The following is a 21368-nucleotide window of genomic DNA, read 5'->3' on the forward strand; positions in this document are numbered from 1 at the left end:
GACCGAACTTCCGCATGAGATCTAGTCCACCAACATCGTAAAAGAAGGCTTGATAGAAATAAATAGGCCGGATCTCCTTTTCAAATTCACAAATTCTTCATAATCCTTACGATAATCGACCGACACTTCCACTTAAGTCCTACCAAAAAAGTCCGCTAAAAGACCGTTTTCGTCCCAATAAAACAACAGTTACGACAAATTACCCCTCCAAAGGATTCAGCGGGGTTCAACGTTCTGAAACAATAACTTAATATTTGTAAAGTGTTTTACTTGACTTTTGACAATCTTTTCATCAAAAAAGGAAAGCTGCGGAAACATGTCCACAGCTTTTTTCCAGTTTATTTAGAAAGCTCGATTGCTTCCTGAGTGAAAATTCTTTTGATGTCATTTTTGGTTTTTGCTTGGAAATATTCACCGCCGCCAGCTGCTGCGATGCTTGTCAATTGTCCGTGAAAATCTCCTTCATAATCAAAGCCGATTACGTTGACAACCGCATTAGATTTGCGCAGTTCTGTTGCGACTTTTACCGGGTTGCCTCCACATGTTTCCTCACCGTCTGTCAGCAGATAGACGACGTTTTTCCCGTTGTTGTTCTGCTGGTCAAGCGCGTTTTTGGCATCTTGCAGCGCGTTTGCGATCGGTGTCCATCCAGTCGGTCCGATGCCGTTTAATGAATTGCGGAAGCTTTGCTCGTCATACGTTTGGAATCCGTACACTCCTCTGATTGCATTGCAGGATTGTACTTTTCCGGAGTTTTTATTGTTTCCCTCTGAACCGAAAACCCTCATGAGCACGTTTGCATTTTCAAGCTTTGAACCAAAGCTGAACGCCTCATTTTTGGCAAGCTCGTATTTTGAGACTCCGCCGATCTTTTTAGCCATACTGCCGCTTGCATCAAGCATAATCGCGATGTTAGGCGAATCTTCAGCAACTGTTACCTCCTGTTTTTTCTCAGCTGCGAAAGCAGGTGAACCAAGGCTAAGAACCATAGCGGTCAAAATCCCTAATGTCAGCTTCTTCTTCATTTCTCCCTTTCCCCTTTCTTAAATAAAGTCGTTAACACATTAATATCGTAGAAGAACACCAGGGAGAAATAAATAGGGCATGTCTCCTTTTCCTCGTTATTCATTTCAGCATACAACAAGCAGATAAAATAGACTTTATAGCCTGTGAACCCTTATATTGACAAGAGATTCACGGCCTTTTGACGCTGTTCAGCAAGCCCTCCGGCACATGATTCTTGAAATATTTGTATAATATTTTGGCGTACATCAACTTCATAAGAATGCCAAATTTGATGACATTCAAAAGACGCCGCCAATGAGGCAGACGTCTCTTTATTATTTTTTCGCCATGTATTTATTTAAAAATTCATCAGCATTGGATACGGCTGTTCCTTTGTAATAATACTTGACGATGGCTTCCGCTTTCTTGCCGTCTTTCGCCATATAATGTGCGCCGTATTGGCTCATTCCTACTCCATGTCCAAAACCCCTCGTCGTGACGGTAATCTGATTCCCGTCGCGTTTCCAATCAAAGTCTGCCGATTTGAGGCCGAGCTTTTCACGAATATCTCTTCCCTCAAGCTTCTTTCCATTAATGACAGCAGTCGCTACGCGTTTTCCCGGCGTTCTTTCAGTGATCTTCCCAATGCTGTTTGAGCTGGGCAGCTTCACGCCGAGCTTTTGTTCAAATTCAGTGACAGTAAACGTTTTGTGGTTCAGGAATTTCGGCGACTTTGTGTCCCAGGAGCTTTTCACGCTTTGCAGGTACGGAATATCACTTGTCCAATAAGCCCCCGCATTCTCGGTGTACCCGTTGCTCGTCGAGAAAAACGAAGCGTCAATTGGCTTATGATCATAGGTTAAAATTTTGCCTTGCGTACTGGCGACAGCTTCGGTCACTTTTTTGATTTTCCAATCGTAATCTTTCTTCCACAGCCTGCGGAGCTCTTCTTTGTTTTTATACACCTGGAACATCTGCGTATCATCGACGAGCGAGCCCTTCGGCGATCGGACAGCCTGCTCTGATACCATTTGCCTCACAATATATGTGCGGGCCGCGAGCGCTTGTGCTTTCAAAGCTTCGATATCGAAATCAGCCGGCATTTCCGAAGCAACGACACCAATGACATACTCTTCAAGCGGAATGTCTTCAACTTTCCGGTCAGCCGTTCTGTAGACCGGAATTGAAACGGGAGACTCTTTTAAGGTGACTTTCTTTTTTTCCTCGTGTTGCTGAGCGTGCTTTTCTGTTTTGATTGCCCCCGGTCCCCCGTGAAAAGGGAGGACAAGCAGTGTTGGTATGAGTAAAATCAGCATGCAGATTCCTGCTAGTACAATAAATAGCTGTTTCAAATCAGTGCCCCCATTTCTGTTTTGTCTCTTTCATTTTATGGGCGGGGACAAGCTAATATGACTGTACTTTTCAACTGCGGCTGCGTATTTTAAAAGCCATTCTTGTGCATAATGATAGATATGGGAGGCATACTGATATAGAATACTTGAAACATAAAAATCAGTATGCCGGATGACATACTGATTTCACGTTGATTTATGCGTTTAAATCGGATACAACTTCTTTATTTTCAATATGAACCGCTTCTTCATCGTTAACGCGCTCAATATCAGCACCGATACCGGCAAGTTTTTGGTGGAAGTTGACATATCCCCGGTCTAAATGTTTTAATTCGGTTACGCGCGTATGACCGTCAGCGACAAGGCCAGCAAGGATAAGAGCTGCGCCGGCGCGAAGATCCGTTGCGGCCACCTCAGCACCTTGAAGCTGCACAGGACCATTAATAATGACAGAACGGCCTTCGATTTTAATATCTCCGTTCATACGGCGGAATTCTTCCGCATGCATGAAGCGGTTCTCAAAGACGGTTTCTGTGATCATGCTGGTTCCATTTGCGCGCATCAAAAGAGCCATCATCTGAGACTGCATATCAGTCGGGAAACCTGGATGTGGCATTGTTTTTAAATCAATAGGCTTCAATTCAGAAGGACCGATGATCCGAAGACCGTCTCCTTCTTCCATGATTTGAACGCCCATTTCTTCCATTTTCGCAATTAAAGATGTTAAGTGCTCAGGAACCGCTCCCTTTACCAGTACGTTCCCTTCGGTAATCGCAGCGGCAACCATGAACGTACCCGCCTCGATCCGGTCAGGAATAATGGTATGTTTTGTACCATGAAGCGCCTTAACGCCTTCAATTTTAATGGTGCCTGTACCGGCACCCCGAATTTTACCGCCCATTGCATTGATATAGTTAGCCAGATCAACGATTTCAGGCTCTTTAGCAGCATTTTCGAGCGTTGTCGTGCCCTCAGCCAAAGCTGCAGCCATGATCAGGTTTTCAGTTGCTCCGACACTAGGAAAATCAAGATAAATTTTTGCGCCTTGAAGGCGGCCTTCTACAGTCGCTTCAATAAAGCCGTTTCCGACTTTAATTTTTGCGCCCATTGCTTCAAAGCCTTTCAGATGCTGATCGATCGGTCTTGAACCGATTGCACATCCTCCAGGCAAAGCCACTCTCGAGTGACCTGTGCGAGCAAGAAGCGGACCCATCACCAATACAGATGCGCGCATTTTACGAACATATTCAAACGGAGCTTCCGTAGACAAAGTGCGAGATGCATCAACCGTTACTGTATTATTTTCAAAATGTACACTTGCGCCTAAATGACGTAACACTTCGTTAATCGTATATACATCGGAGAGCGTAGGCACATCACATATTACGCTTTTTTCTTCACTGGCTAATAAAGATGCAGCGATAACTGGTAAAACGGCATTTTTTGCTCCTTCAACTTTGACTGTGCCGTTTAACTTTCGACCGCCGCGGACGATGATTTTTTCCAAGGTATTCCCCTCCGCGTCCCAATTTCTCTATATTAATATTCAGTCGTGACGATTGGTGTGCCAACCGTGACGGTAAGTTTTTCGCCCATTCCCGCATTTCTAAGCGAGACTTGCAGATTCATACGGTGTTTTTCTGTCTTGATGGATTCTTTCCACTCGTTAGTGTAAGCAGAAATAGAAACGAAATTTGGTTCGATTAAATCTTCAACTGACTTTGCATCAAATTCATGTACTAGTTCATTTGCTTTTTTTTGCAAAACAACATTCATCATACCATTTAAATGGCCCTTTAGACAAGTAAAAATTGCGGTCTTTTCTCGCATTATGTCGAATGCATCCCGTTCAAACTGCTTATATGTAGTATTCCAGTTTTCCCGTGGTCCCGCGCCTTTTTGCTCATACAATAAATACGAAACAAGTCTCTGGTTTTTGTGGGTGGATACCAAATGTATTTTGGAATTGATGTGATTTTTTTTGTCCTGAAAAACACCTGTTGCTTTAACTGTATCATCGTCTCCCCGCGTTATAGTCCATTGATATTGTCGATGCTGTTTCTTGAAATGTTTCAGTTTTGCAAAAAAATCTTTTTCACTTAGGGTAAGCTGCTTTTTTGTGTGCAGGGTCCATTCTTCAAGCTCGACATCATGGCGGCTCAAACCTTCCGCCAGCTGTTCCAGCGGCGTATTGCCCGCTGCTTCAAGCGATTGAAAGACATGAACAATTAAAAATAAAACCACAATAAAAATGAGGGCATTAACCGTTTGTTTTGTCTTCATTCCGCATCATCCTCTCCTACTCTCCATTGTTGACGGATCGTAGGAAAAGCATACGTGGAAAAACAAGGTCCCCCGGTGATTTTGCGGAATGCGGCGTTACCCACATTTGTCCATTCCCAAAAATTCTTTTACTCAATCATGAAAATAAATTTTGAAGCTGTCTGGAATAATAAAGATAGTCCAGGAAAAAATTGCTGACGGTGGAGCCGACGGCGATTGTAATGATGATCATTAACACCCTCGCCTGAATGACTTTTCCTTTCCTGATAAGCGGATCAATATTGACCGCCAGAAGAGCCCACCAAGTCAATGCAATAAAAAAAAGATGAACGATGATACTGACAGCAGCCTGTTGTCCGATCTCTTCCATTATTGATGACGCCTCCTTACGTTCCAGCCGGTTTGGTGGCTCCGGCCTGCCTAGTCTCTTCTGCTGTGGGATAAAGGAATAATGCCGGTCATTTCAAGTCATTTTAACAGTTTTGATGTTTCATGTTAAGACGTTCATGGATAGAACTTTTTCCCATAGATGGAGTGATCCTCTGTTGCCTGAGGCCAATGTTGAGGAGTTTGCTTGAATGTCTTACATCCTCTTTCTGGCGGAAGAGAACATAGCTTACTATTTTGTATTATAGATAGATTCAAACTAAAAAGGCGAACAATTTATGAACTTTTTTTAACATTTTCAATTCTGTTTAATCATGAATATAAAAGAACCCTTCCCATCCTTAATATGGGAAGGATCCTCATCTTTATCTCGCAACATCCAACCGGTTAATCGCGCGTTTTAAAGCAAGCTCTGCCCGAATAATGTCAACATCTGGCGTATGCTTTTGCAAACGTTCCTCGGCACGCCGTTTTGCGGCCAAGGCGCGTTCTTTGTCAATTTGTTCAGATGTTTCCGCCGTCTGGGCCAGAATGGTGACATGGTCAGGGCGGACTTCAACTATGCCCCCGCTGACGGCAACCAGCTCAGTTTGACCGTCTTTTTTCAGACGGACTGCAGCAATTTTTAGCGGAGCAACCGTCGGAATATGGCCGGGTAAAATACCAAGCTCACCGCTCTCTGCTCGAACGCTTACCATTTCTATATCCGCATCGTATACTGGGCCGTCGGGAGTAACGATATTGACTTTTAAGGTCTTCATGCTTTTACCCTCCTAGGACCAGATTATACTTCTACACCCATTTCTTTCGCTTTTTCGACAACTTCTTCGATTCGGCCGACAAGACGGAAAGCGTCCTCTGGAAGGTGATCATACTTACCTTCAAGGATTTCTTTAAAGCCTTTTACCGTTTCTTTGACAGGAACGTAAGAACCTTTTTGTCCTGTAAACTGTTCAGCTACGTGGAAGTTTTGCGATAGGAAGAACTGTACGCGGCGCGCACGGCTGACGACAAGCTTATCATCGTCAGAAAGCTCATCCATACCGAGAATCGCAATGATATCCTGAAGCTCTTTATAGCGCTGCAGGATTTGCTGTACTTGGCGGGCCACTTGATAGTGCTCTTCTCCGACGATTTCTGGCGCAAGTGCACGAGAAGTTGAAGCCAGAGGGTCAACCGCAGGGTAAATACCCATTTCAGACAGCTTACGCTCAAGGTTTGTTGTCGCATCCAAGTGAGCGAACGTTGTTGCCGGTGCCGGGTCAGTATAGTCATCGGCAGGAACGTAGATCGCCTGAATCGATGTAACGGAACCGACATTTGTAGAAGTGATCCGTTCCTGAAGCTGACCCATTTCAGTTGCAAGCGTCGGCTGATAACCAACCGCAGACGGCATGCGTCCAAGAAGTGCAGATACTTCAGATCCGGCTTGAGTGAATCGGAAGATGTTATCGATAAAGAACAATACGTCCTGGCCTTCTTTATCACGGAAATGCTCTGCCATTGTAAGTCCTGTCAAGGCAACGCGCATCCGCGCACCAGGCGGCTCGTTCATCTGACCGAAGACCATTGCCGTTTTGCCGATAACGCCGGAATCTTTCATTTCATAGTAAAGGTCGTTTCCTTCACGCGTACGCTCGCCGACACCCGCGAATACAGAGATACCGCCGTGCTCTTGAGCGATGTTGTTGATTAGCTCCTGAATCAAGACGGTTTTTCCAACTCCCGCTCCTCCGAAAAGACCGATTTTTCCGCCTTTAATATATGGAGCGAGCAAGTCGACGACTTTAATACCCGTCTCTAAGATTTCAACCTCGGTTGATAGCTGATCAAATGTTGGAGCTTCTCTGTGAATCGGATCTTTGGCAGCATCAGCCGGAAGCGGCTCATCCAAATCGATGTTTTCCCCGAGTACATTAAATACGCGGCCGAGTGTCACGTTTCCGACCGGAACGGAGATCGGCTCTCCCAGGTCGATGGCTTCCATTCCGCGTGTAACACCGTCAGTTGAAGCCATTGCAATCGTCCGAACTGAATCATCACCCAAGTGAAGCGCTACTTCAAGGGTAAGTTCGATATCTACTTCATTCTCGTTCTGCGCTTTATGTGTAACTTTAATCGCATTATATATTTCAGGCAAGTGACCGTCTTCAAAACGAACGTCTACGACCGGTCCCAATACCTGGCTAACGCGTCCTTTTTTCATCTCTATCCCTCCTGACAAGCTTTTTCTATTCTAAGGCAGCTGCACCGCCGACAATTTCCGTAATCTCCTGCGTAATCGCCGCCTGACGAGCACGGTTGTAAGACAGTTCGAGGTCAGCGATAAGCTCTTTCGCATTGTCCGTTGCGTTTTTCATCGCTGTCATCCGCGCAGCATGTTCACTCGCTTTACTGTCCAGAATCGCGCCGAAAATCAAGCTCTCAGCGTACTGAGGCAGAAGCACTTCCAAAATTTCTTCTTCGTCCGGTTCAAATTCATAGGAAGTTCTTTTTTTGTTTGGCGCGATATCTGATAATGGCAGCAGCTTTTTCTCCGTCACCTCTTGAGAAATCGCGCTGACAAAGTGGTTGTAGAACAAGTAAAGTTCATCAAATGTCTCATCGATAAACATTTGTATCGTACTGTTCGCCAAATCCTTAATTTCTGGAAAGGAAACTTCGTCCCTGATGCCGGTCATTTCGGAAATAACCGGGATGCCGCGTTTTTTGAAGAACTCGCGTCCCATTTTTCCGATCGCGATGACCGCATATTCGTCTTTTGACTGATGGCGCTCCTGGATTTTCTGGTACGCTTTGCGGAGAACGTTAGCGTTAAAAGCACCGGCAAGTCCGCGGTCAGATGTGATGACCAGATAGCCGGTCCGCTTCACGGGACGGCTCGACATCATCGGATGCGTTCCGGTGTATCCAAGCGCAATATCAGCAACGACTTCCTGCATTTTCTCCATGTATGGAACGAACGATTTCGCTTTACTCTCAGCGCGGTTCAGCTTTGAGGCAGAAACCATTTGCTGAGCTTTGGTGATTTGACTCGTTTTTTTATTTGAAGTAATTCTGGATTTAATATCCCGTAATGAGGCCAAAAGGTTTCACCACCTTTTTGTTTTCAAATTCACTCCGAATTTACGTGAAAAAGAGAGAAAAAGAAGATCTTTTTCTCACTTCAAATGTTTAGTTGCTAGGTGCAAACGTACGTTTAAAGCCTTCGATCGCAGCCTTCATGTCCTCGTCGGCCGGAAGGTTTCCTGTCTGAGCAATTGAATCAAGGAGATCTTTATGGTTTTGATCAAGGTACATAAAGAACTCTTCTTCAAAGCGTCTGATGTCCTCTACAGGCACATCATCAAGGAATCCGCGGGTCAGGGCATAAAGAATGGCAACCTGCTTTTCGACGCGGAGCGGCTGGTTCAGATCCTGTTTCAGAACTTCCACTGTACGGGCTCCACGGTTCAGCTTGGCCTGCGTCGCTTTATCAAGGTCAGATCCGAACTGTGCAAATGACTCAAGCTCGCGATAAGATGCCAAGTCAAGACGAAGCGTACCGGCTACTTTCTTCATCGCTTTGATTTGCGCAGATCCGCCGACACGGGATACCGATAATCCAGGGTTGACGGCAGGGCGCACGCCTGAGAAGAACAAATCAGACTGCAGGAAGATCTGTCCGTCTGTGATTGAGATGACGTTTGTCGGAATATAGGCTGAAATGTCGCCAGCCTGCGTTTCAACAAACGGCAATGCTGTTAAAGATCCTCCGCCTTTAGCGTCGCTCAGTTTCGCAGCGCGCTCAAGCAAGCGGGAGTGCAGGTAGAATACATCTCCAGGGAATGCTTCACGGCCTGGAGGACGGCGCAGAAGCAAGGAAAGTTCACGATAAGCCGTCGCTTGTTTTGAAAGGTCGTCATACACAACCAGCACGTGTTTTCCGTTGTACATGAATTCTTCACCCATCGTAACACCCGCATACGGCGCTAGATACAATAGCGGTGCAGGCTGTGAAGCGGAAGCTGTGACAACGATGGTATAGTCAAGAGCGCCTTTTTTGCGCAGCGTTTCAACGACACCGCGAACAGTCGATTCTTTCTGACCGATCGCAACATAGATACAAATCATGTCCTGATCTCTTTGGTTCAAGATCGTGTCAATCGCAATCGATGTTTTACCCGTCTGACGGTCACCGATGATCAGCTCACGCTGACCGCGGCCGATAGGAATCAGCGCATCGATCGGCTTAATTCCCGTTTGAAGCGGTTCATGAACGGATTTACGATCCATAACACCAGGTGCCGGGCTTTCGATCGGACGGGTTTTGCTTGTGAGAACCGGGCCCATTCCGTCTACAGGCTGACCGAGCGGATTGACAACGCGGCCGAGAAGCTCTTCACCGACGGGAACTTCCATGATCCGTCCGGTTCTTTTGACTTCGTCACCTTCACGGATGTCTTTGTAAGGTCCCAAAATAACGATACCTACGTTTGATTCTTCAAGGTTCTGAGCTAAGCCCAGCACACCGTTTGAAAATTCGACAAGCTCACCTGCCATACAGTTATCAAGGCCGTGCACGCGTGCGATACCGTCACCGACCTGAATTACCGTACCTACGTCGTGAACTTCTATTTCAGACTGATAATTTTCAATTTGCTGTTTAATAAGAGTGCTAATTTCTTCAGCTTTGATGCTCACTTAGGTTTCACCCCTTCTTTCGATTTTCGCCTGCTAATTGACGTTCTATCCGGTCAAGCTTTCCTCTTACACTGCCGTCATAAATACGGTTCCCGATGCGGATTTTTACTCCGCCGATCAGATCCGGATTCACTTCGTTTCTGACGCGCAGTGAAGCGGCGCCTGCTTCTTTTGCAAACACTTGAGAAAAAGAGGAAATTTCCTCTTCGCTGAGCGGTTTTACAGAGTATACGATCGCGTCTTCCGTCCCGCGGAACCGGTTCGCCATTTTAACATAATCGTCCGCGAGATCCGGGACGATTGACGTGCGGCTGCGGTCAACGAGAAGATAAAGCGTATGTAAGACTGCAGTCGAAACAGATCCGAACGAGTCTTTTAAAATCTGCTTTTTCTTTTCAGCGGGCACTTTAGGATGACTTAGAACGGCATTGAGGTCTTTATGATCAATAAATATCTTCTTAACGACGGTCAGCTCTTCTTCTATTTCATTGACCTTCTTGGATTCAAGGGCAATGTCAAACAAAGCGGCTGCGTAGCGTTTGGAGACAGCTGATTGGCTCATCGGCTTTCTCCCACTTCTTTAAGATAGTCTTGGATCAATTTTTCCTGGGCTTGTTCGTCAAGCTCTTTTTCGATCACTTTCGAAGCGATCATCACAGACAGTGATGCAACCTGCTCGCGCAGCGCGCTGACAGCCTGGTCTCTTTCTTTGACGATCTCGCTTCTGGCTGATTCTTTCATGCGTTCTGCTTCCTGGCGCGCAGCCTTGATGATTTCATCCTTTTGCTGTTCTCCCAGTTTTTTCGCGTTTTCAATCAGAGAATGGGATTCTTCACGCGCTTCTTTCAAAAGCGCCTGCTGCTCTTCAATGAGCTTCTTCGCTTCTTCATTCTTTTTCTCGGCAGAGGAAATCTCTCCGGTAATGTAGTCTTCACGCTCTTTCATTATATTTAATAGCGGCCCTAAAGCGTATTTCTTCAAGAGCGCTAACAAAATCAGCATGGCAACAAGCTGGAACAGCATTGTTCCGGCATTAAACCCTACTCCTGCACCCATAACCTGTGGTAAAAAAGACATCGAATACGGCAACTCCCTTCTTGCAGATTATCTCTCCGAGGCCATCGAAAAAATGTTCTCCCTCTTTTTTCAAGAGGTTGTTTCTTCCGGCCGTTATGACAGTTCAAGCAACCATAAAGCAATGGCGAAGGCCTCTTGCAGTGATCTTCGCCATTTTACTAGTTATATAAGTTTTTAGCCGAAGAATGCTAAGAACGCGATAACAACAGCGATAATCGGAAGGGCCTCAACCAATGCTACCCCGATGAACATAAGCGTTCTTAATTCTTTACCAGCCTCAGGCTGACGTGCGATTCCTTCTACTGTACGTGATACGATAAGTCCGTTACCAATACCTGCACCAAGTGCACCTAATCCAATTGCGATTGCAGCTGCTATTAAATTCATGAAAAAGTTCCTCCTTTAAATTGTTATCCTTTTCGGATATGTCTTGTTTTTAGTGTTCATGACTTACTTTGTGAGACATGTAAACCATTGTTAACATCGTGAAGATGAATGCCTGGATTGTACCTACGAACAAGCTGAACGCCTGCCATAAGATCATCGGCACAACCGCTCCAATGGTTCCAACCAGCCCCATGAAAATGCTTTGAGAATAGAAGTTGGTTGCCATTCCGGCAAGAAGGCCGAGCAGAATTTCGCCGGCGAAAATATTACCGTAAAGACGCAATCCCAATGTTAATGTATTCGCAAATTCTTCAATAATTTTGAGCGGCACTAAATACGGAATTGGTCTGAAGAAATCTTTGGTATACTCCCCCAACCCTTTTCTTTTCACTCCGTAGTAATGAGTGAGGCCTACTACCATGACGGCGAGGGTTAAAGTAACCGCCGGATCGGCTGTCGGGGATTTCCACCATAATTCATGGCCTACTGTAATGGAAAACGGAAGGCCGAGCATGTTGGCAACAAATATGTACATCAGCAGGGTTATGCCAAGGGCGAGAAAGTCTCTGCCGACTTTAAGATCCATTGTGCTGCCGATAATATTGCGAACAAAGTCGACAATCCACTCCATAAAGTTCTGGGCTTTCGTCGGCCGGATCGCGAGTGTTCTTGTGGTCAGCACCGCTATCAGAAAGACGATGATGCTTGTCACAGTAATCATTAAGATACTTGATACATCAAAGTTAAGGCCTAAAAAGTTAACAACTCTTGATTCGTGCAAAGGGTCTTCACCTCTCTTCCATTGATGAACGTTTTAGCTGGATAAAGGAATCTATCATAATGACAGGATAAATTGTCATCAACCCCACAATGACGCCTGCCAAATGAATATATTCAGGGTATTTATAAGCAATGGCCGCCGCGATAATGGCGTTGCACAATCTGGAAGCAGTCCCGAGAGAACGGATCATTTTGCCTTTTGCCACTGCTTTATCGAAGGCCTGCATCCTTTTGGTCAGCAGCCAGAGATTGAAATAGCTGAAAACAGTGCCGGTAATCAGGCCTAAAAAAATCGCCTGAAATGGCAGAAATCCATAGCCTAACACGCAGACTGCTAAAATATATAGGACATATTTTTGTTGCCTACGGAATGAAAGACTCGCATCGGTCATCAAATACGCTCCTGATGTGAAAATTTTAAATCTATCTTACGATTACGGTAAACTAGGCGGTCTGACCATTTTACAGAACGTAGTGTTCTGTTCAAGACTTCACACACTCCGAAAATTCTCGGGCCGGTGATCTGTCTGTCGCCTGCAAATATGGGGTTTTCAAAGGATTTTAACAGAGGACTGGTCATTATGATAACCGCTATGAAAACCTTATCATAATAGCCTATTTTAGCATACAATAGCCCCCCTGAGGTGTCAATCTGTTTAAAGTTAAAAAACTATTCATAATCACAGCGTCTCTCACAAAATGTTCACAAATTTGCCCCATTTAAGACGCACACATGTTTAATTATGGTATAAAACACAAAAAAAGAAAACCCTTTTTCAGGATTTTCTTACATTATTTCGTTCCGAACATGCGGTCTCCGGCGTCGCCCAATCCGGGAACGATATATCCTTTTTCATTTAGTTTCTCATCCAAAGCGGCAATGTAAATGTCAACATCAGGATGATGCTTCTGAACTTCGTCTACACCTTCCGGAGCAGCGATCAGACACATAAAACGGATATTTTTTGCGCCGCGTTTCTTCAAGCTGTTCAGTGCCTCTACCGCCGAACCTCCGGTAGCCAGCATCGGATCGACGACGATGAATTCGCGTTCTTCAACATCGGATGGAAGCTTGACATAATATTCAACAGGCTTCAATGTTTCAGGATCACGGTAAAGCCCGACATGTCCGACTTTTGCAGCGGGAATCAGCTTCAAAATTCCGTCTACCATTCCCAGTCCCGCTCTTAGAATCGGAACAACCCCGAGTTTTTTTCCGGCGATGACGTTTGACTTTGCCATTTGCACAGGAGTTTCTACATTCACTTCCTCCAGCGGCAGGTCCCGCGTAATCTCAAATGCCATCAGCGTTGCAACCTCATCAACAAGCTCTCTGAATTCTTTTGTTCCGGTCTCTACATCCCGGATGTATGTAAGCTTATGCTGTATAAGAGGGTGGTCAAACACATATACCTTTCCCATATCCGTTTTCAGCTCCTTTTTTTCACACACTTCTATTGATTCTACATAAAAAAACAGCTTGTTTCAACAAAAATCAGGAGACAATTTTATGAAAAAAGCCGCCCCTTTTGGGAGCGGCACAAATATCTTAGTAATCAAGCCCGGTATATAACGGGTATTTGCTTGTCAGCGCTTCTACGCGCTGTTTTGCTTCTTCCAGCTTCGCTTCGTCTTCATGGTTTTTAAGGGCAAGCGCGATGATCGCTCCCACTTCTTCGATCGCTTCCAGATCAAAGCCGCGGCTTGTCACGGCTGCTGTACCTACGCGGATTCCGCTCGTTACGAAAGGTTTTTCAGGATCATAAGGAATCGCGTTTTTGTTGACGGTGATGCCGACTTCATCAAGAACATTTTCAGCCACTTTTCCGGTCATGCCGAGAGAGCGCAGGTCGACCAGCACAAGATGGTTATCCGTTCCGCCTGATACGAGCTCGATGCCCTCTTTTTTCAATGTTTCAGCCAAGTGCTTCGCATTATTGATGACATTTTGGGCGTATGTTTTGAATTCGTCTTTTAAAGCTTCGCCAAAGGAAACAGCCTTTGCAGCGATCACGTGCATTAACGGTCCGCCTTGAATTCCAGGGAAGATCGACTTGTCGATTTGCTTTGCAAACTCTTCACGGCAAAGAATCATGCCGCCGCGCGGTCCGCGAAGCGTTTTATGAGTTGTCGTCGTCACAAAGTCAGAGTAAGGAACAGGATTCGGGTGAAGACCTGCTGCTACAAGTCCGGCGATATGCGCCATGTCTACCATCACATAGGCTCCGACTTCATCAGCGATTTCGCGGAACTTTTTAAAATCGATGGTGCGCGGATACGCGCTTGCCCCGGCCACGATCAGCTTAGGCTTATGTTTAAGCGCTTTTTCACGTACATCTTCGTAGTCAATATACTGCGTCTCTTTATCAACACCGTATTCAACGAAATTGTACTGAACACCGCTGAAGTTGACAGGGCTGCCGTGCGTTAAATGTCCGCCGTGAGCAAGGTTCATTCCCAATACGGTGTCACCGTGCTCTAAAATCGTGAAGTATACCGCCATGTTCGCTTGTGCGCCGGAATGCGGCTGAACGTTGACGTGCTCGGCGCCGAAAATCTGCTTGGCGCGGTCGCGCGCGATATCCTCTGCGACATCTACGTGCTCACATCCGCCGTAGTAGCGTTTACCAGGATATCCTTCCGCATATTTATTTGTTAAAACCGAGCCTTGAGCTTCCATAACCGCTTCGCTTACAAAGTTTTCAGAAGCGATCAGCTCAATCTTCGACTGTTGACGTTTCCGCTCATCTTGAATGGCGCTAAAAACTTGTTCATCTTGCGCAGGTAAATGTTTCATCAGCGAGATCCTCTCCTATCTGTTTCCATTTCGTTAATTATACCATCTCATTGTACACGGTTTTTCATGCAAATGTAAGAGATTATTTTTAAAAATCGTTTTTTATTATTGGAAAAACCGAATATTAAACGAATAGACAAATCATATAGTTCGACATATCATTTGTTCAAAAAATTATTTTAATAAAGAAAAAAAGCCTGTCCGGCTCTTCCCCCCCGCTTCTTCCGCTACTCCGCTTCATAGACGGCGCGAACGCCTCCAATCAGCTTCGGCCTTGTCCGCGCAAGCGTCACATGCGCTTCACCCAGCTGTTTTTGAGAGACGCGGACAGGAACGGCCACAGGCTTTAAATGCATCCCTATAAACGTGTCGCCGATGTCGATCCCCGCATCGGCCTCTATTTGTTCAACAAGGACAGGAGCCTTCATATGTTGATAGGCATATGAAGCCATGGAACCCCCCGCTTTCGGAACAGGAACAGCAAAAACAACGGGAAGACGGTATGCTTTCGCCGTTTCTTCCTCGACAACCAACGCCCTGTTTAAATGCTCGCAGCATTGAAAAGCAAGGGCGACTCCTGTTTGATCCCTGAGCTCTTCTAAGCCTTTGTAGACCGCTTCAGCGATTTGTCCGCTTCCCGAAGTGCCGATTCGCCTTCCGGCCACCTCGCTTGTGCTGCATCCGATGACGACGATGTGGCCGTCGCGTAAATTTGCCTGCTGATGAAATTCATCTAATATAGAACGCCATGTTTGTTCGAGATTCTTCATGATTGACGACACCCTTTATTCATGCTTGTCTTCATAATCGGCGATTTTTCCGATGCGGACAGCGTGCCGCCCGGCTGAAAACTCAGTCGTAAGCCAAACCTTTGCAATCTCTCTCGCTAAACCAGGGCCGATCACCCGTTCACCCATCGCAAGAACATTCGTGTCATTGTGCTCTCTTGTCATTTTCGCGCTGAAAACGTCGTGGACAAGGGCGCAGCGGATGCCTTTTACTTTATTGGCGGAAATGCTCATGCCGATTCCTGTTCCGCATATTAAAATGCCTCTGTCAGCTTCCCCGTCCGCCACTTTTTGCGCGACCGGAAACGCATAATCCGGGTAGTCCACAGATCCTGAACCGCATTCGCAGCCGTAATCTTCGTATTCGATGTTCAATTCATCCATCAATGCCATAATTTCTTTTCTGATATTGATTCCGCCGTGATCTGAAGCAATGATTACTTTCATTGGAATGACTCCTCCTCGTTTGATGTGCCGCCAAAAGTCTCGTGCAGACCGTTAAGCAGTATACAGCCGCTATATATTTCTGATTGATCATGTCTATTGTACCCGCTGCCGCTCGATTTGCAAACGCTCCTTAGCTTCTATTCCCGAGATTTTCCCGCCAGCATTTCTGCCAATTTTTTCAGCAGCTGCTCCAGCTCATCTCTCGTTTTTTGATAGTCGCTGAGAGATCCGCCGAACGGGTCAATGATGTCCCCGCTTTCTCCTTTGACATACTCTTTCAGCGTATAGATTTTATCTCGGCTCTTTGAAAATTCATGTACTGCCACCTGTTTGTGCTGCTCCGTCATCGTCAACACGAGATCCGCCCATTCAACCTTCTCCTCGGAAAGCTGTGAAGATGTATGATTCAGAGCGATGTTTTTTTCAAAAAGCGCTTCGACTGCATATAAAGAAGCTTTTCCGTTTTCAGGAGCAAACAACCCGGCAGATTTGACGGAGACATCCAGTTTTTTTTCGGCAGCCGCAGATTTAAAAAGCGCTTCCGCCATCGGGCTGCGGCACGTATTTCCAGTACAGACAAATAGTATGTTCAATCCTGTTCACTCCTTTGTTCATATTATAAAGGATTCAGCCGGAAAATAATAAAATCCGCTCCAGAAATCAAAAAAGAGAGGATCTCTCCCCTCTTTTTCTAAGTTTCATTATGTTATGCAAAGCGGGAAAAAGATTTTCTCCTCTTTCAATTAAATGGGCAGCAAAAGCTTCAGGCCGAAGCTCAGTAGGATGGCTCCTCCGAGCGCTTCGCTGTAAGCTCCAAGCCACGTTTGAACCTTTTTTCCAAGCAGCAGACCCGCCCAAGTTAACACCATGCTGAACAAACCGAACAAAAAGATCGTTAATAGCGGTTTCGTCCCGTAGAGGCCGAGGCTGAGACCGACTGAAAAGCTGTCGAGGCTGACGCCGACGGCAAAAATGAATAAGCCGAAGCCGTGCGGAGAGATGATCTGCTCCCCGCTTTTATTAAAAGATGCGGCAATCATCTGAATGCCCAGCACCAATAAAAGCGCTCCTCCAAGATACCCCGCAAGCGCACCAAGCGCGCCCGAAAGAAACTGTCCCGCAATCATACCGCCAAGCGGCATGATGACATGGAACAATCCAATAATGACGCCGATTTGAAAGATTTGGTTCCTTTTCAGCTTGGCCATTCCCATTCCAAGACCGACTGAAAAGGCATCCATGCCGAGTGCAAAAGCCATGATCGAGAGCGTCAGGATTTCGCCTATTAACACATCAACATTCATGCAATTCCCCCTTGGACACGCCAGCTTTTCTAGCTTATGCACGTCCAAAGGCGGATAGAACAACCCTGCTTAGGCTACGCTTCGATTACGCGATGGCCTGCCGCTTTCAAGAGCCGGTTCATAATCGCCCGGCCCACCCCTTCCTCAGGGAAAGACTCAGCAAAAATAAAATCGAGCTGTTCTTCGTCAAAGCTGCGGAGAATGTCATACAAACCGGCGGCAACCGTTTCAAGACGGTCTCTTCTGCCGCAGATGCGGACGGCATCCGCCTGATAGGCACCGGCCCGTTCCTCTGTCGTAAGGACGCCGACTTTCATGCCGTCTTTCTGATATTGGCCGATCAGCCGTTGAATATCTTCAACGCTTCCGTTCACAATGGCAAGCGGGGCTTCCGGTGCATAATGCGTATATTTCATCCCGGGAGACATCGGCGCCTTTTTTTCGTCGGTGAGGCCCTGGTCAATCAAGACAGAGCCGGCCGCTTCTTCGAGCTGCTCTTTTGTGACGCCGCCCGGCCTCAAAATGACCGGAATTTCCCCGGTGCATGAAACAACTGTTGATTCAACCCCTACTCCTGTAGGACCGCCGTCAACGATACCTGCAATCCTTCCATTTAAATCGTGAACGACATGCTCGGCTTTCGTCGGACTCGGTTTCCCGGACAGATTGGCGCTCGGGGCGGCCACCGGAACGCCGGCCTGTCTAATCAGCTCAAGGGCAACAGGATGATCAGGCATTCTGACCGCGACCGTATCGAGCCCCGCCGTCACCTTTGTGGATAACACCCCGGGTCTGCAAGGCAGCACAAGGGTCAGCGGTCCGGGCCAAAAACGCTTCATCAGCATTTCGGCCTGAGGCGAATCAACCTCTGCAAATTCTCCGAGCTGTTCAATTTCAGCGATGTGGACAATGAGCGGATTGTCGCTCGGACGCCCTTTCGCTTCGTATATTTTAGCTACTGCTTCGCTGTGTTTGGCGTTTGCACCAAGACCGTAAACCGTCTCTGTCGGAAAAGCAACCGTTTCATTTTGCTTGAGCAGTCTTGCCGCTTGTGCAATTTGTGGACAGTTTGTGGACAAATCACGTTTTACATCCACAGTCCATACTTTTGTTTTCATTAACATCAAAACTCCCTTAACAAAACACTAAAAACGTTAATCATTCATGTAAATCCTGTTGAAAGTATAAAAGATGAAGAAAAAGAAAACAAGCGTTGTCCACATTTTGTGGATAACGCTTTTGAATCCGTGGATATCTCTGTGTATAAGTTAACGGCTAATTAGACGTTTTCTCCATCAAAACGGCTCCGTTTACGCTCAACGAGTCTGAAACATGCTCTGATCCATCAAGCTCTTCCGGAATTGCCGCAGCTTGTTTAAAACCGAGCACTTCAAGGAAATCCATCGATGTTCGTTTATTGGCAACTAAATACAGGGTTTGGATTCCCCGCTTTTCACACAATACCTGCATGCTTTGAAACAGGGAAACGATGTGGCCCTGGCTGAGCTTGTCAGACACGACAAGCGAGCGCAGCAGCCCTTTTTTGTTTTCAAATTCCTCCATTCCGAGGCAGGCGACGATTTCATCGGGAGGGTCTTCCATCATGATAAACTGGCTCTTCGCTTCCTCAATGCCTTTATGGCTTGTCCCCGCCTTTTTTAAAAACGCTTCGATCGCATTCATGTCTTTCATTTCCGCTAACCTCAATTGGTAGAACATCTTTTCACCCCGTTTTTTAACTTCTCTATCCAATCTATGAGGGCGACAGTAAAATATACCTTTTGATTTGGAAGAAAGCCGGCAATTCATTTTTCAATTTTGATTAGCAGGAACTAATGCTTTGAATGAGTATGCAAATGAACTCTGTACTGGTGATAAGACAGTTTCTCTTTCTACCGGGCAATGTAATTGACACATCAGAAAGGGGCAGAAGGTGTATATTCGAAAAGCAGTATTTTCCCTGAACCGTTTTGGAAAATTATATCATATTCAAAAGCGTGAATAACCATCATGAAAAAACAAACAGTAAAAAACCGCCCTGCACGAAAGCACGGCGGTTCCTTTAAGAAAAAAGCCCGGTAATCCATTCGACAAGAAAAAATTTCACTTCTTTGTCTTCTTTATCTTTGCCAGATACCGCTTCATCTGCAGCGGCTGTTTTTTCTTCCCGGGCGTTTTCCCCGGCATCGGTTTGTTCGTCTTCAGGCGACTTTACGGCTTCCCCATTGGAAAAATCAAGAAAGCAAAGCGGCGGAAACAGGACACACCACCAGTTGGCTCCCTCTCCCTTGCCTAATGTAATTAAAACAGCCTCATATTCTCCGGCTGGATACACCATATTGCCGTATAGCTTTGTCGGAAATGAAACTCGATCAAAACGGACAGACACGGATTGCCGGACATTTTCGCGCTTCATAACATCCTTGGCAACCTCTTTGATTTCGGGCAGCTTCGACCTGATGACTTGTCTCGCTTCCTCAACCGAGGTCAGGTTTTCCACCCATTTCGTAATTTGTTTATTGACCTCATCCCTGATTTTACGTTTGACGCTTTGGTCGCTCCCGCTGTCGCTGTTTGCCAAAATCCGCAGCCGAATCGCTTCATCTGGAATCACGGCAGGCTTCCCGTCTGATGATTGGGCCGTCTCTTCCGTCGTGAGATTTGCAAGCGCTCCTATTAATAAAAGAAAAATATACATACAGGCAATGTTTGATTTCTTCATTTTCCCCACCGTTCCTCTCCGTTCTTCAACCTTTTCTAGCAATATTATGGTCAAAGATGGAACGGTTTAAACGGATGCTGAAAAAAATTCTACTAAGCTTGTAATCTCTTCCTAAAAGGTCTACATATCCAAATGGCTCTGCTTGTTTTTTTGCAGGCCGGATAAAAAAATCACCGCGCTGATCACGAGCAGCAAGCCCCCCAATCCGCCGAACAGCAGAAACGGGAAGACAGCCGCTGCGCTTGCATCAATCGCCCAGCCGATCAAAAATGAAAGAAGCGCTCCTCCCAGACTTGCGGATGAAATGAAGAGACTGGTGATTTCCTCTGTAAAAGGCTTTCCAGCCAACGAGGCCAGAGTGACGGCGCACGGAAAAATGCCGGCTGCCGAGAGCCCGATGAAAAATACGAGGAGCAGCTGTGTTTGATGAACCGGAAACCATGCCAGAATCAAAAGCAAAACAGTCAAGGCTCCGGCACTGAAGATCAGAAAGGCAACGGAAGTCAAGCGTCCGCCAAAAATACTTGTCAACAAACGCCCGCACACCATTCCCGTCCAAAAAAACGAAACGCTGATCACGCTGATTTCTTCTGCTCCTTTTTCCAGCATCAGCGCCGGCAAAAAGTTTGCGAAATTGGTCTCGATACCCGCATATACAAAAGCGAATATGAGAAAGAGGAAAATGCTTTTTTCTTTCCTTCCGGTTTCAAATATGGCTGACACAGTCGGTTTTTCCTGATAAGTCATTTGACCGGAAGCAGTGTCAGGGGTTTTTCTGCACAAATAAACCACCCACATACACGCAAGCACAAAAACGAAGATAAATAAAGCATACAAGGGGAAATGCCAGGCATATCGTTCCGTAAGGATATAAATAAGAAAAGGAAACAGCAAAGCGCCCAATCCGAAAAAAACCTCTAAAATATTCATCCCCTTCGCATTTTTATCTTGGGCAATCACATACGCTCCCATCGTCGTTTCTAAAGTACCGGCGCCAAAGCCGAGCAAAAACCCCATGATGACAAAAAAGATGAACATATCAAAAAGGAACACGCCTAAAAGCGTTACGAGAATAAGAAGAAGGCCAAACGTCAATACAGCCGCATGAGAGGTGCGCCTGACAAATATCGGCGCAAGCAGGACACCGATTAGAAAACCGGTGAATTGGAAAAAGATCAGGAAGGATAGATCATGAACATCCCGGTGATATTCTTGAATGATATAAGGTGACAGGCTCCCCAGCAGGATATGGATAACCCCTACGAGAAAATAAAACGAACAGCCGAATAGAAATATTTTTTTCATTAGACTCACTCCTTCGTTGCAGACCATAAAACCCTTGCGGCTATTGGCACG

At 46.0% G+C, this 21368-nt stretch carries 24 protein-coding genes; all 24 read right to left on the reverse strand.

The window, feature by feature from the left end; translation table 11 throughout:
• Window positions 1–338: 338 nt before the first annotated feature.
• A complete protein-coding gene (locus tag M1D67_RS20100) occupies window positions 339–1025 on the reverse strand; it encodes a VWA domain-containing protein (RefSeq protein WP_023857087.1) in 687 nt (228 codons plus the stop codon).
• Between the two features lie 315 nt (window positions 1026–1340).
• On the reverse strand, window positions 1341–2357 hold the full coding sequence (gene spoIID / locus M1D67_RS20105; protein WP_023857085.1) for a stage II sporulation protein D: 1017 nt from the start codon (window positions 2355–2357) through the stop codon (window positions 1341–1343).
• A gap of 196 nt (window positions 2358–2553) precedes the next feature.
• Window positions 2554–3864 (reverse strand): UDP-N-acetylglucosamine 1-carboxyvinyltransferase, encoded by a 1311-nt coding sequence (gene murA / locus M1D67_RS20110; RefSeq protein WP_023857084.1) that lies wholly within the window; start codon window positions 3862–3864, stop codon window positions 2554–2556.
• A gap of 32 nt (window positions 3865–3896) precedes the next feature.
• A complete protein-coding gene (locus M1D67_RS20115; protein ID WP_105979552.1) occupies window positions 3897–4640 on the reverse strand; it encodes a YwmB family TATA-box binding protein in 744 nt (247 codons plus the stop codon).
• Between the two features lie 136 nt (window positions 4641–4776).
• Complete coding sequence (locus tag M1D67_RS20120; RefSeq protein WP_003186001.1) at window positions 4777–5010, reverse strand: DUF1146 family protein; 234 nt, start codon at window positions 5008–5010, stop codon at window positions 4777–4779.
• A 382-nt stretch (window positions 5011–5392) separates the two neighbouring features.
• Entirely contained in the window at window positions 5393–5788 is a 396-nt protein-coding gene (locus M1D67_RS20125; RefSeq protein WP_020453254.1) for a F0F1 ATP synthase subunit epsilon, read from the reverse strand.
• Window positions 5789–5811: 23 nt separating this feature from the next.
• Window positions 5812–7233 (reverse strand): F0F1 ATP synthase subunit beta, encoded by a 1422-nt coding sequence (gene atpD, locus M1D67_RS20130; RefSeq protein WP_020453255.1) that lies wholly within the window; start codon window positions 7231–7233, stop codon window positions 5812–5814.
• 25 nt (window positions 7234–7258) lie between these two features.
• Window positions 7259–8113, reverse strand: coding sequence for an ATP synthase F1 subunit gamma (gene atpG / locus M1D67_RS20135; RefSeq protein ID WP_020453256.1), 855 nt, complete (start codon window positions 8111–8113; stop codon window positions 7259–7261).
• Window positions 8114–8201: 88 nt separating this feature from the next.
• Window positions 8202–9710, reverse strand: a complete 1509-nt coding sequence (gene atpA / locus M1D67_RS20140) for a F0F1 ATP synthase subunit alpha (RefSeq protein WP_020453257.1) — start codon at window positions 9708–9710, stop codon at window positions 8202–8204.
• Window positions 9711–9717: 7 nt separating this feature from the next.
• Window positions 9718–10272 carry a F0F1 ATP synthase subunit delta gene (locus M1D67_RS20145; protein ID WP_020453258.1) on the reverse strand — a complete coding sequence of 185 codons (555 nt, stop codon included), beginning with the start codon at window positions 10270–10272 and terminating at the stop codon, window positions 9718–9720.
• A complete protein-coding gene (atpF, locus tag M1D67_RS20150) occupies window positions 10269–10787 on the reverse strand; it encodes a F0F1 ATP synthase subunit B (RefSeq protein ID WP_020453259.1) in 519 nt (172 codons plus the stop codon). Before atpF ends, M1D67_RS20145 begins: the two co-directional genes overlap by 4 nt.
• A 174-nt stretch (window positions 10788–10961) precedes the next feature.
• Window positions 10962–11174 (reverse strand): F0F1 ATP synthase subunit C, encoded by a 213-nt coding sequence (gene atpE, locus M1D67_RS20155; RefSeq protein ID WP_020453260.1) that lies wholly within the window; start codon window positions 11172–11174, stop codon window positions 10962–10964.
• 49 nt (window positions 11175–11223) lie between these two features.
• A complete protein-coding gene (gene atpB / locus M1D67_RS20160; protein ID WP_023857083.1) occupies window positions 11224–11955 on the reverse strand; it encodes a F0F1 ATP synthase subunit A in 732 nt (243 codons plus the stop codon).
• A 7-nt stretch (window positions 11956–11962) separates the two neighbouring features.
• The gene (locus M1D67_RS20165) at window positions 11963–12346 is read right to left on the reverse strand and encodes an ATP synthase subunit I (protein ID WP_020453262.1); all 384 of its coding nucleotides are present in this window, start codon (window positions 12344–12346) and stop codon (window positions 11963–11965) included.
• Window positions 12347–12746: 400 nt separating this feature from the next.
• Window positions 12747–13376 (reverse strand): uracil phosphoribosyltransferase, encoded by a 630-nt coding sequence (gene upp, locus M1D67_RS20170; RefSeq protein ID WP_020453263.1) that lies wholly within the window; start codon window positions 13374–13376, stop codon window positions 12747–12749.
• A gap of 127 nt (window positions 13377–13503) precedes the next feature.
• Window positions 13504–14751 carry a serine hydroxymethyltransferase gene (gene glyA, locus M1D67_RS20175; protein ID WP_025810647.1) on the reverse strand — a complete coding sequence of 416 codons (1248 nt, stop codon included), beginning with the start codon at window positions 14749–14751 and terminating at the stop codon, window positions 13504–13506.
• Window positions 14752–14978: 227 nt separating this feature from the next.
• Window positions 14979–15521: a TIGR01440 family protein gene (locus tag M1D67_RS20180; protein ID WP_020453265.1), complete on the reverse strand. Its 543-nt coding sequence runs from the start codon at window positions 15519–15521 to the stop codon at window positions 14979–14981.
• 15 nt (window positions 15522–15536) lie between these two features.
• Window positions 15537–15986 carry a ribose 5-phosphate isomerase B gene (gene rpiB, locus M1D67_RS20185; protein WP_020453266.1) on the reverse strand — a complete coding sequence of 150 codons (450 nt, stop codon included), beginning with the start codon at window positions 15984–15986 and terminating at the stop codon, window positions 15537–15539.
• A gap of 137 nt (window positions 15987–16123) precedes the next feature.
• Window positions 16124–16579: a low molecular weight protein arginine phosphatase gene (locus M1D67_RS20190; RefSeq protein WP_023857079.1), complete on the reverse strand. Its 456-nt coding sequence runs from the start codon at window positions 16577–16579 to the stop codon at window positions 16124–16126.
• A 150-nt stretch (window positions 16580–16729) separates the two neighbouring features.
• Window positions 16730–17290 carry a manganese efflux pump MntP gene (locus tag M1D67_RS20195; protein ID WP_023857078.1) on the reverse strand — a complete coding sequence of 187 codons (561 nt, stop codon included), beginning with the start codon at window positions 17288–17290 and terminating at the stop codon, window positions 16730–16732.
• Window positions 17291–17364: 74 nt separating this feature from the next.
• A complete protein-coding gene (locus tag M1D67_RS20200; RefSeq protein ID WP_023857077.1) occupies window positions 17365–18408 on the reverse strand; it encodes an L-threonylcarbamoyladenylate synthase in 1044 nt (347 codons plus the stop codon).
• A gap of 157 nt (window positions 18409–18565) precedes the next feature.
• Window positions 18566–19009 carry a GNAT family N-acetyltransferase gene (locus tag M1D67_RS20205; protein ID WP_023857076.1) on the reverse strand — a complete coding sequence of 148 codons (444 nt, stop codon included), beginning with the start codon at window positions 19007–19009 and terminating at the stop codon, window positions 18566–18568.
• Between the two features lie 343 nt (window positions 19010–19352).
• The gene (spoIIR, locus tag M1D67_RS20210; protein WP_328031251.1) at window positions 19353–20012 is read right to left on the reverse strand and encodes a stage II sporulation protein R; all 660 of its coding nucleotides are present in this window, start codon (window positions 20010–20012) and stop codon (window positions 19353–19355) included.
• 120 nt (window positions 20013–20132) lie between these two features.
• Window positions 20133–21317 carry an MFS transporter gene (locus M1D67_RS20215; RefSeq protein ID WP_095291445.1) on the reverse strand — a complete coding sequence of 395 codons (1185 nt, stop codon included), beginning with the start codon at window positions 21315–21317 and terminating at the stop codon, window positions 20133–20135.
• Between the last annotated feature and the right edge of the window lie 51 nt (window positions 21318–21368).

Source organism: Bacillus sp. PK6-025, from assembly GCF_056530265.1.

Coding starts and splice junctions, on each gene's coding strand:
- upp (WP_020453263.1), bottom strand. CDS start 13,376: ATGGGAAAGGTATATGTGTTTGACCACCCTCTTATACAGCATAAGCTT.
- M1D67_RS20120 (WP_003186001.1), bottom strand. CDS start 5,010: ATGGAAGAGATCGGACAACAGGCTGCTGTCAGTATCATCGTTCATCTT.
- spoIIR (WP_328031251.1), bottom strand. CDS start 20,012: ATGAAGAAATCAAACATTGCCTGTATGTATATTTTTCTTTTATTAATA.
- M1D67_RS20115 (WP_105979552.1), bottom strand. CDS start 4,640: ATGAAGACAAAACAAACGGTTAATGCCCTCATTTTTATTGTGGTTTTA.
- M1D67_RS20100 (WP_023857087.1), bottom strand. CDS start 1,025: ATGAAGAAGAAGCTGACATTAGGGATTTTGACCGCTATGGTTCTTAGC.
- M1D67_RS20145 (WP_020453258.1), bottom strand. CDS start 10,272: ATGAGCCAATCAGCTGTCTCCAAACGCTACGCAGCCGCTTTGTTTGAC.
- glyA (WP_025810647.1), bottom strand. CDS start 14,751: ATGAAACATTTACCTGCGCAAGATGAACAAGTTTTTAGCGCCATTCAA.
- M1D67_RS20125 (WP_020453254.1), bottom strand. CDS start 5,788: ATGAAGACCTTAAAAGTCAATATCGTTACTCCCGACGGCCCAGTATAC.
- atpD (WP_020453255.1), bottom strand. CDS start 7,233: ATGAAAAAAGGACGCGTTAGCCAGGTATTGGGACCGGTCGTAGACGTT.
- rpiB (WP_020453266.1), bottom strand. CDS start 15,986: ATGAAAGTAATCATTGCTTCAGATCACGGCGGAATCAATATCAGAAAA.
- M1D67_RS20180 (WP_020453265.1), bottom strand. CDS start 15,521: ATGAAGAATCTCGAACAAACATGGCGTTCTATATTAGATGAATTTCAT.
- M1D67_RS20205 (WP_023857076.1), bottom strand. CDS start 19,009: ATGTTCTACCAATTGAGGTTAGCGGAAATGAAAGACATGAATGCGATC.
- M1D67_RS20195 (WP_023857078.1), bottom strand. CDS start 17,290: ATGAATGTTGATGTGTTAATAGGCGAAATCCTGACGCTCTCGATCATG.
- M1D67_RS20215 (WP_095291445.1), bottom strand. CDS start 21,317: ATGAAAAAAATATTTCTATTCGGCTGTTCGTTTTATTTTCTCGTAGGG.
- atpF (WP_020453259.1), bottom strand. CDS start 10,787: ATGTCTTTTTTACCACAGGTTATGGGTGCAGGAGTAGGGTTTAATGCC.
- atpE (WP_020453260.1), bottom strand. CDS start 11,174: ATGAATTTAATAGCAGCTGCAATCGCAATTGGATTAGGTGCACTTGGT.
- M1D67_RS20165 (WP_020453262.1), bottom strand. CDS start 12,346: ATGACCGATGCGAGTCTTTCATTCCGTAGGCAACAAAAATATGTCCTA.
- M1D67_RS20200 (WP_023857077.1), bottom strand. CDS start 18,408: ATGAAAACAAAAGTATGGACTGTGGATGTAAAACGTGATTTGTCCACA.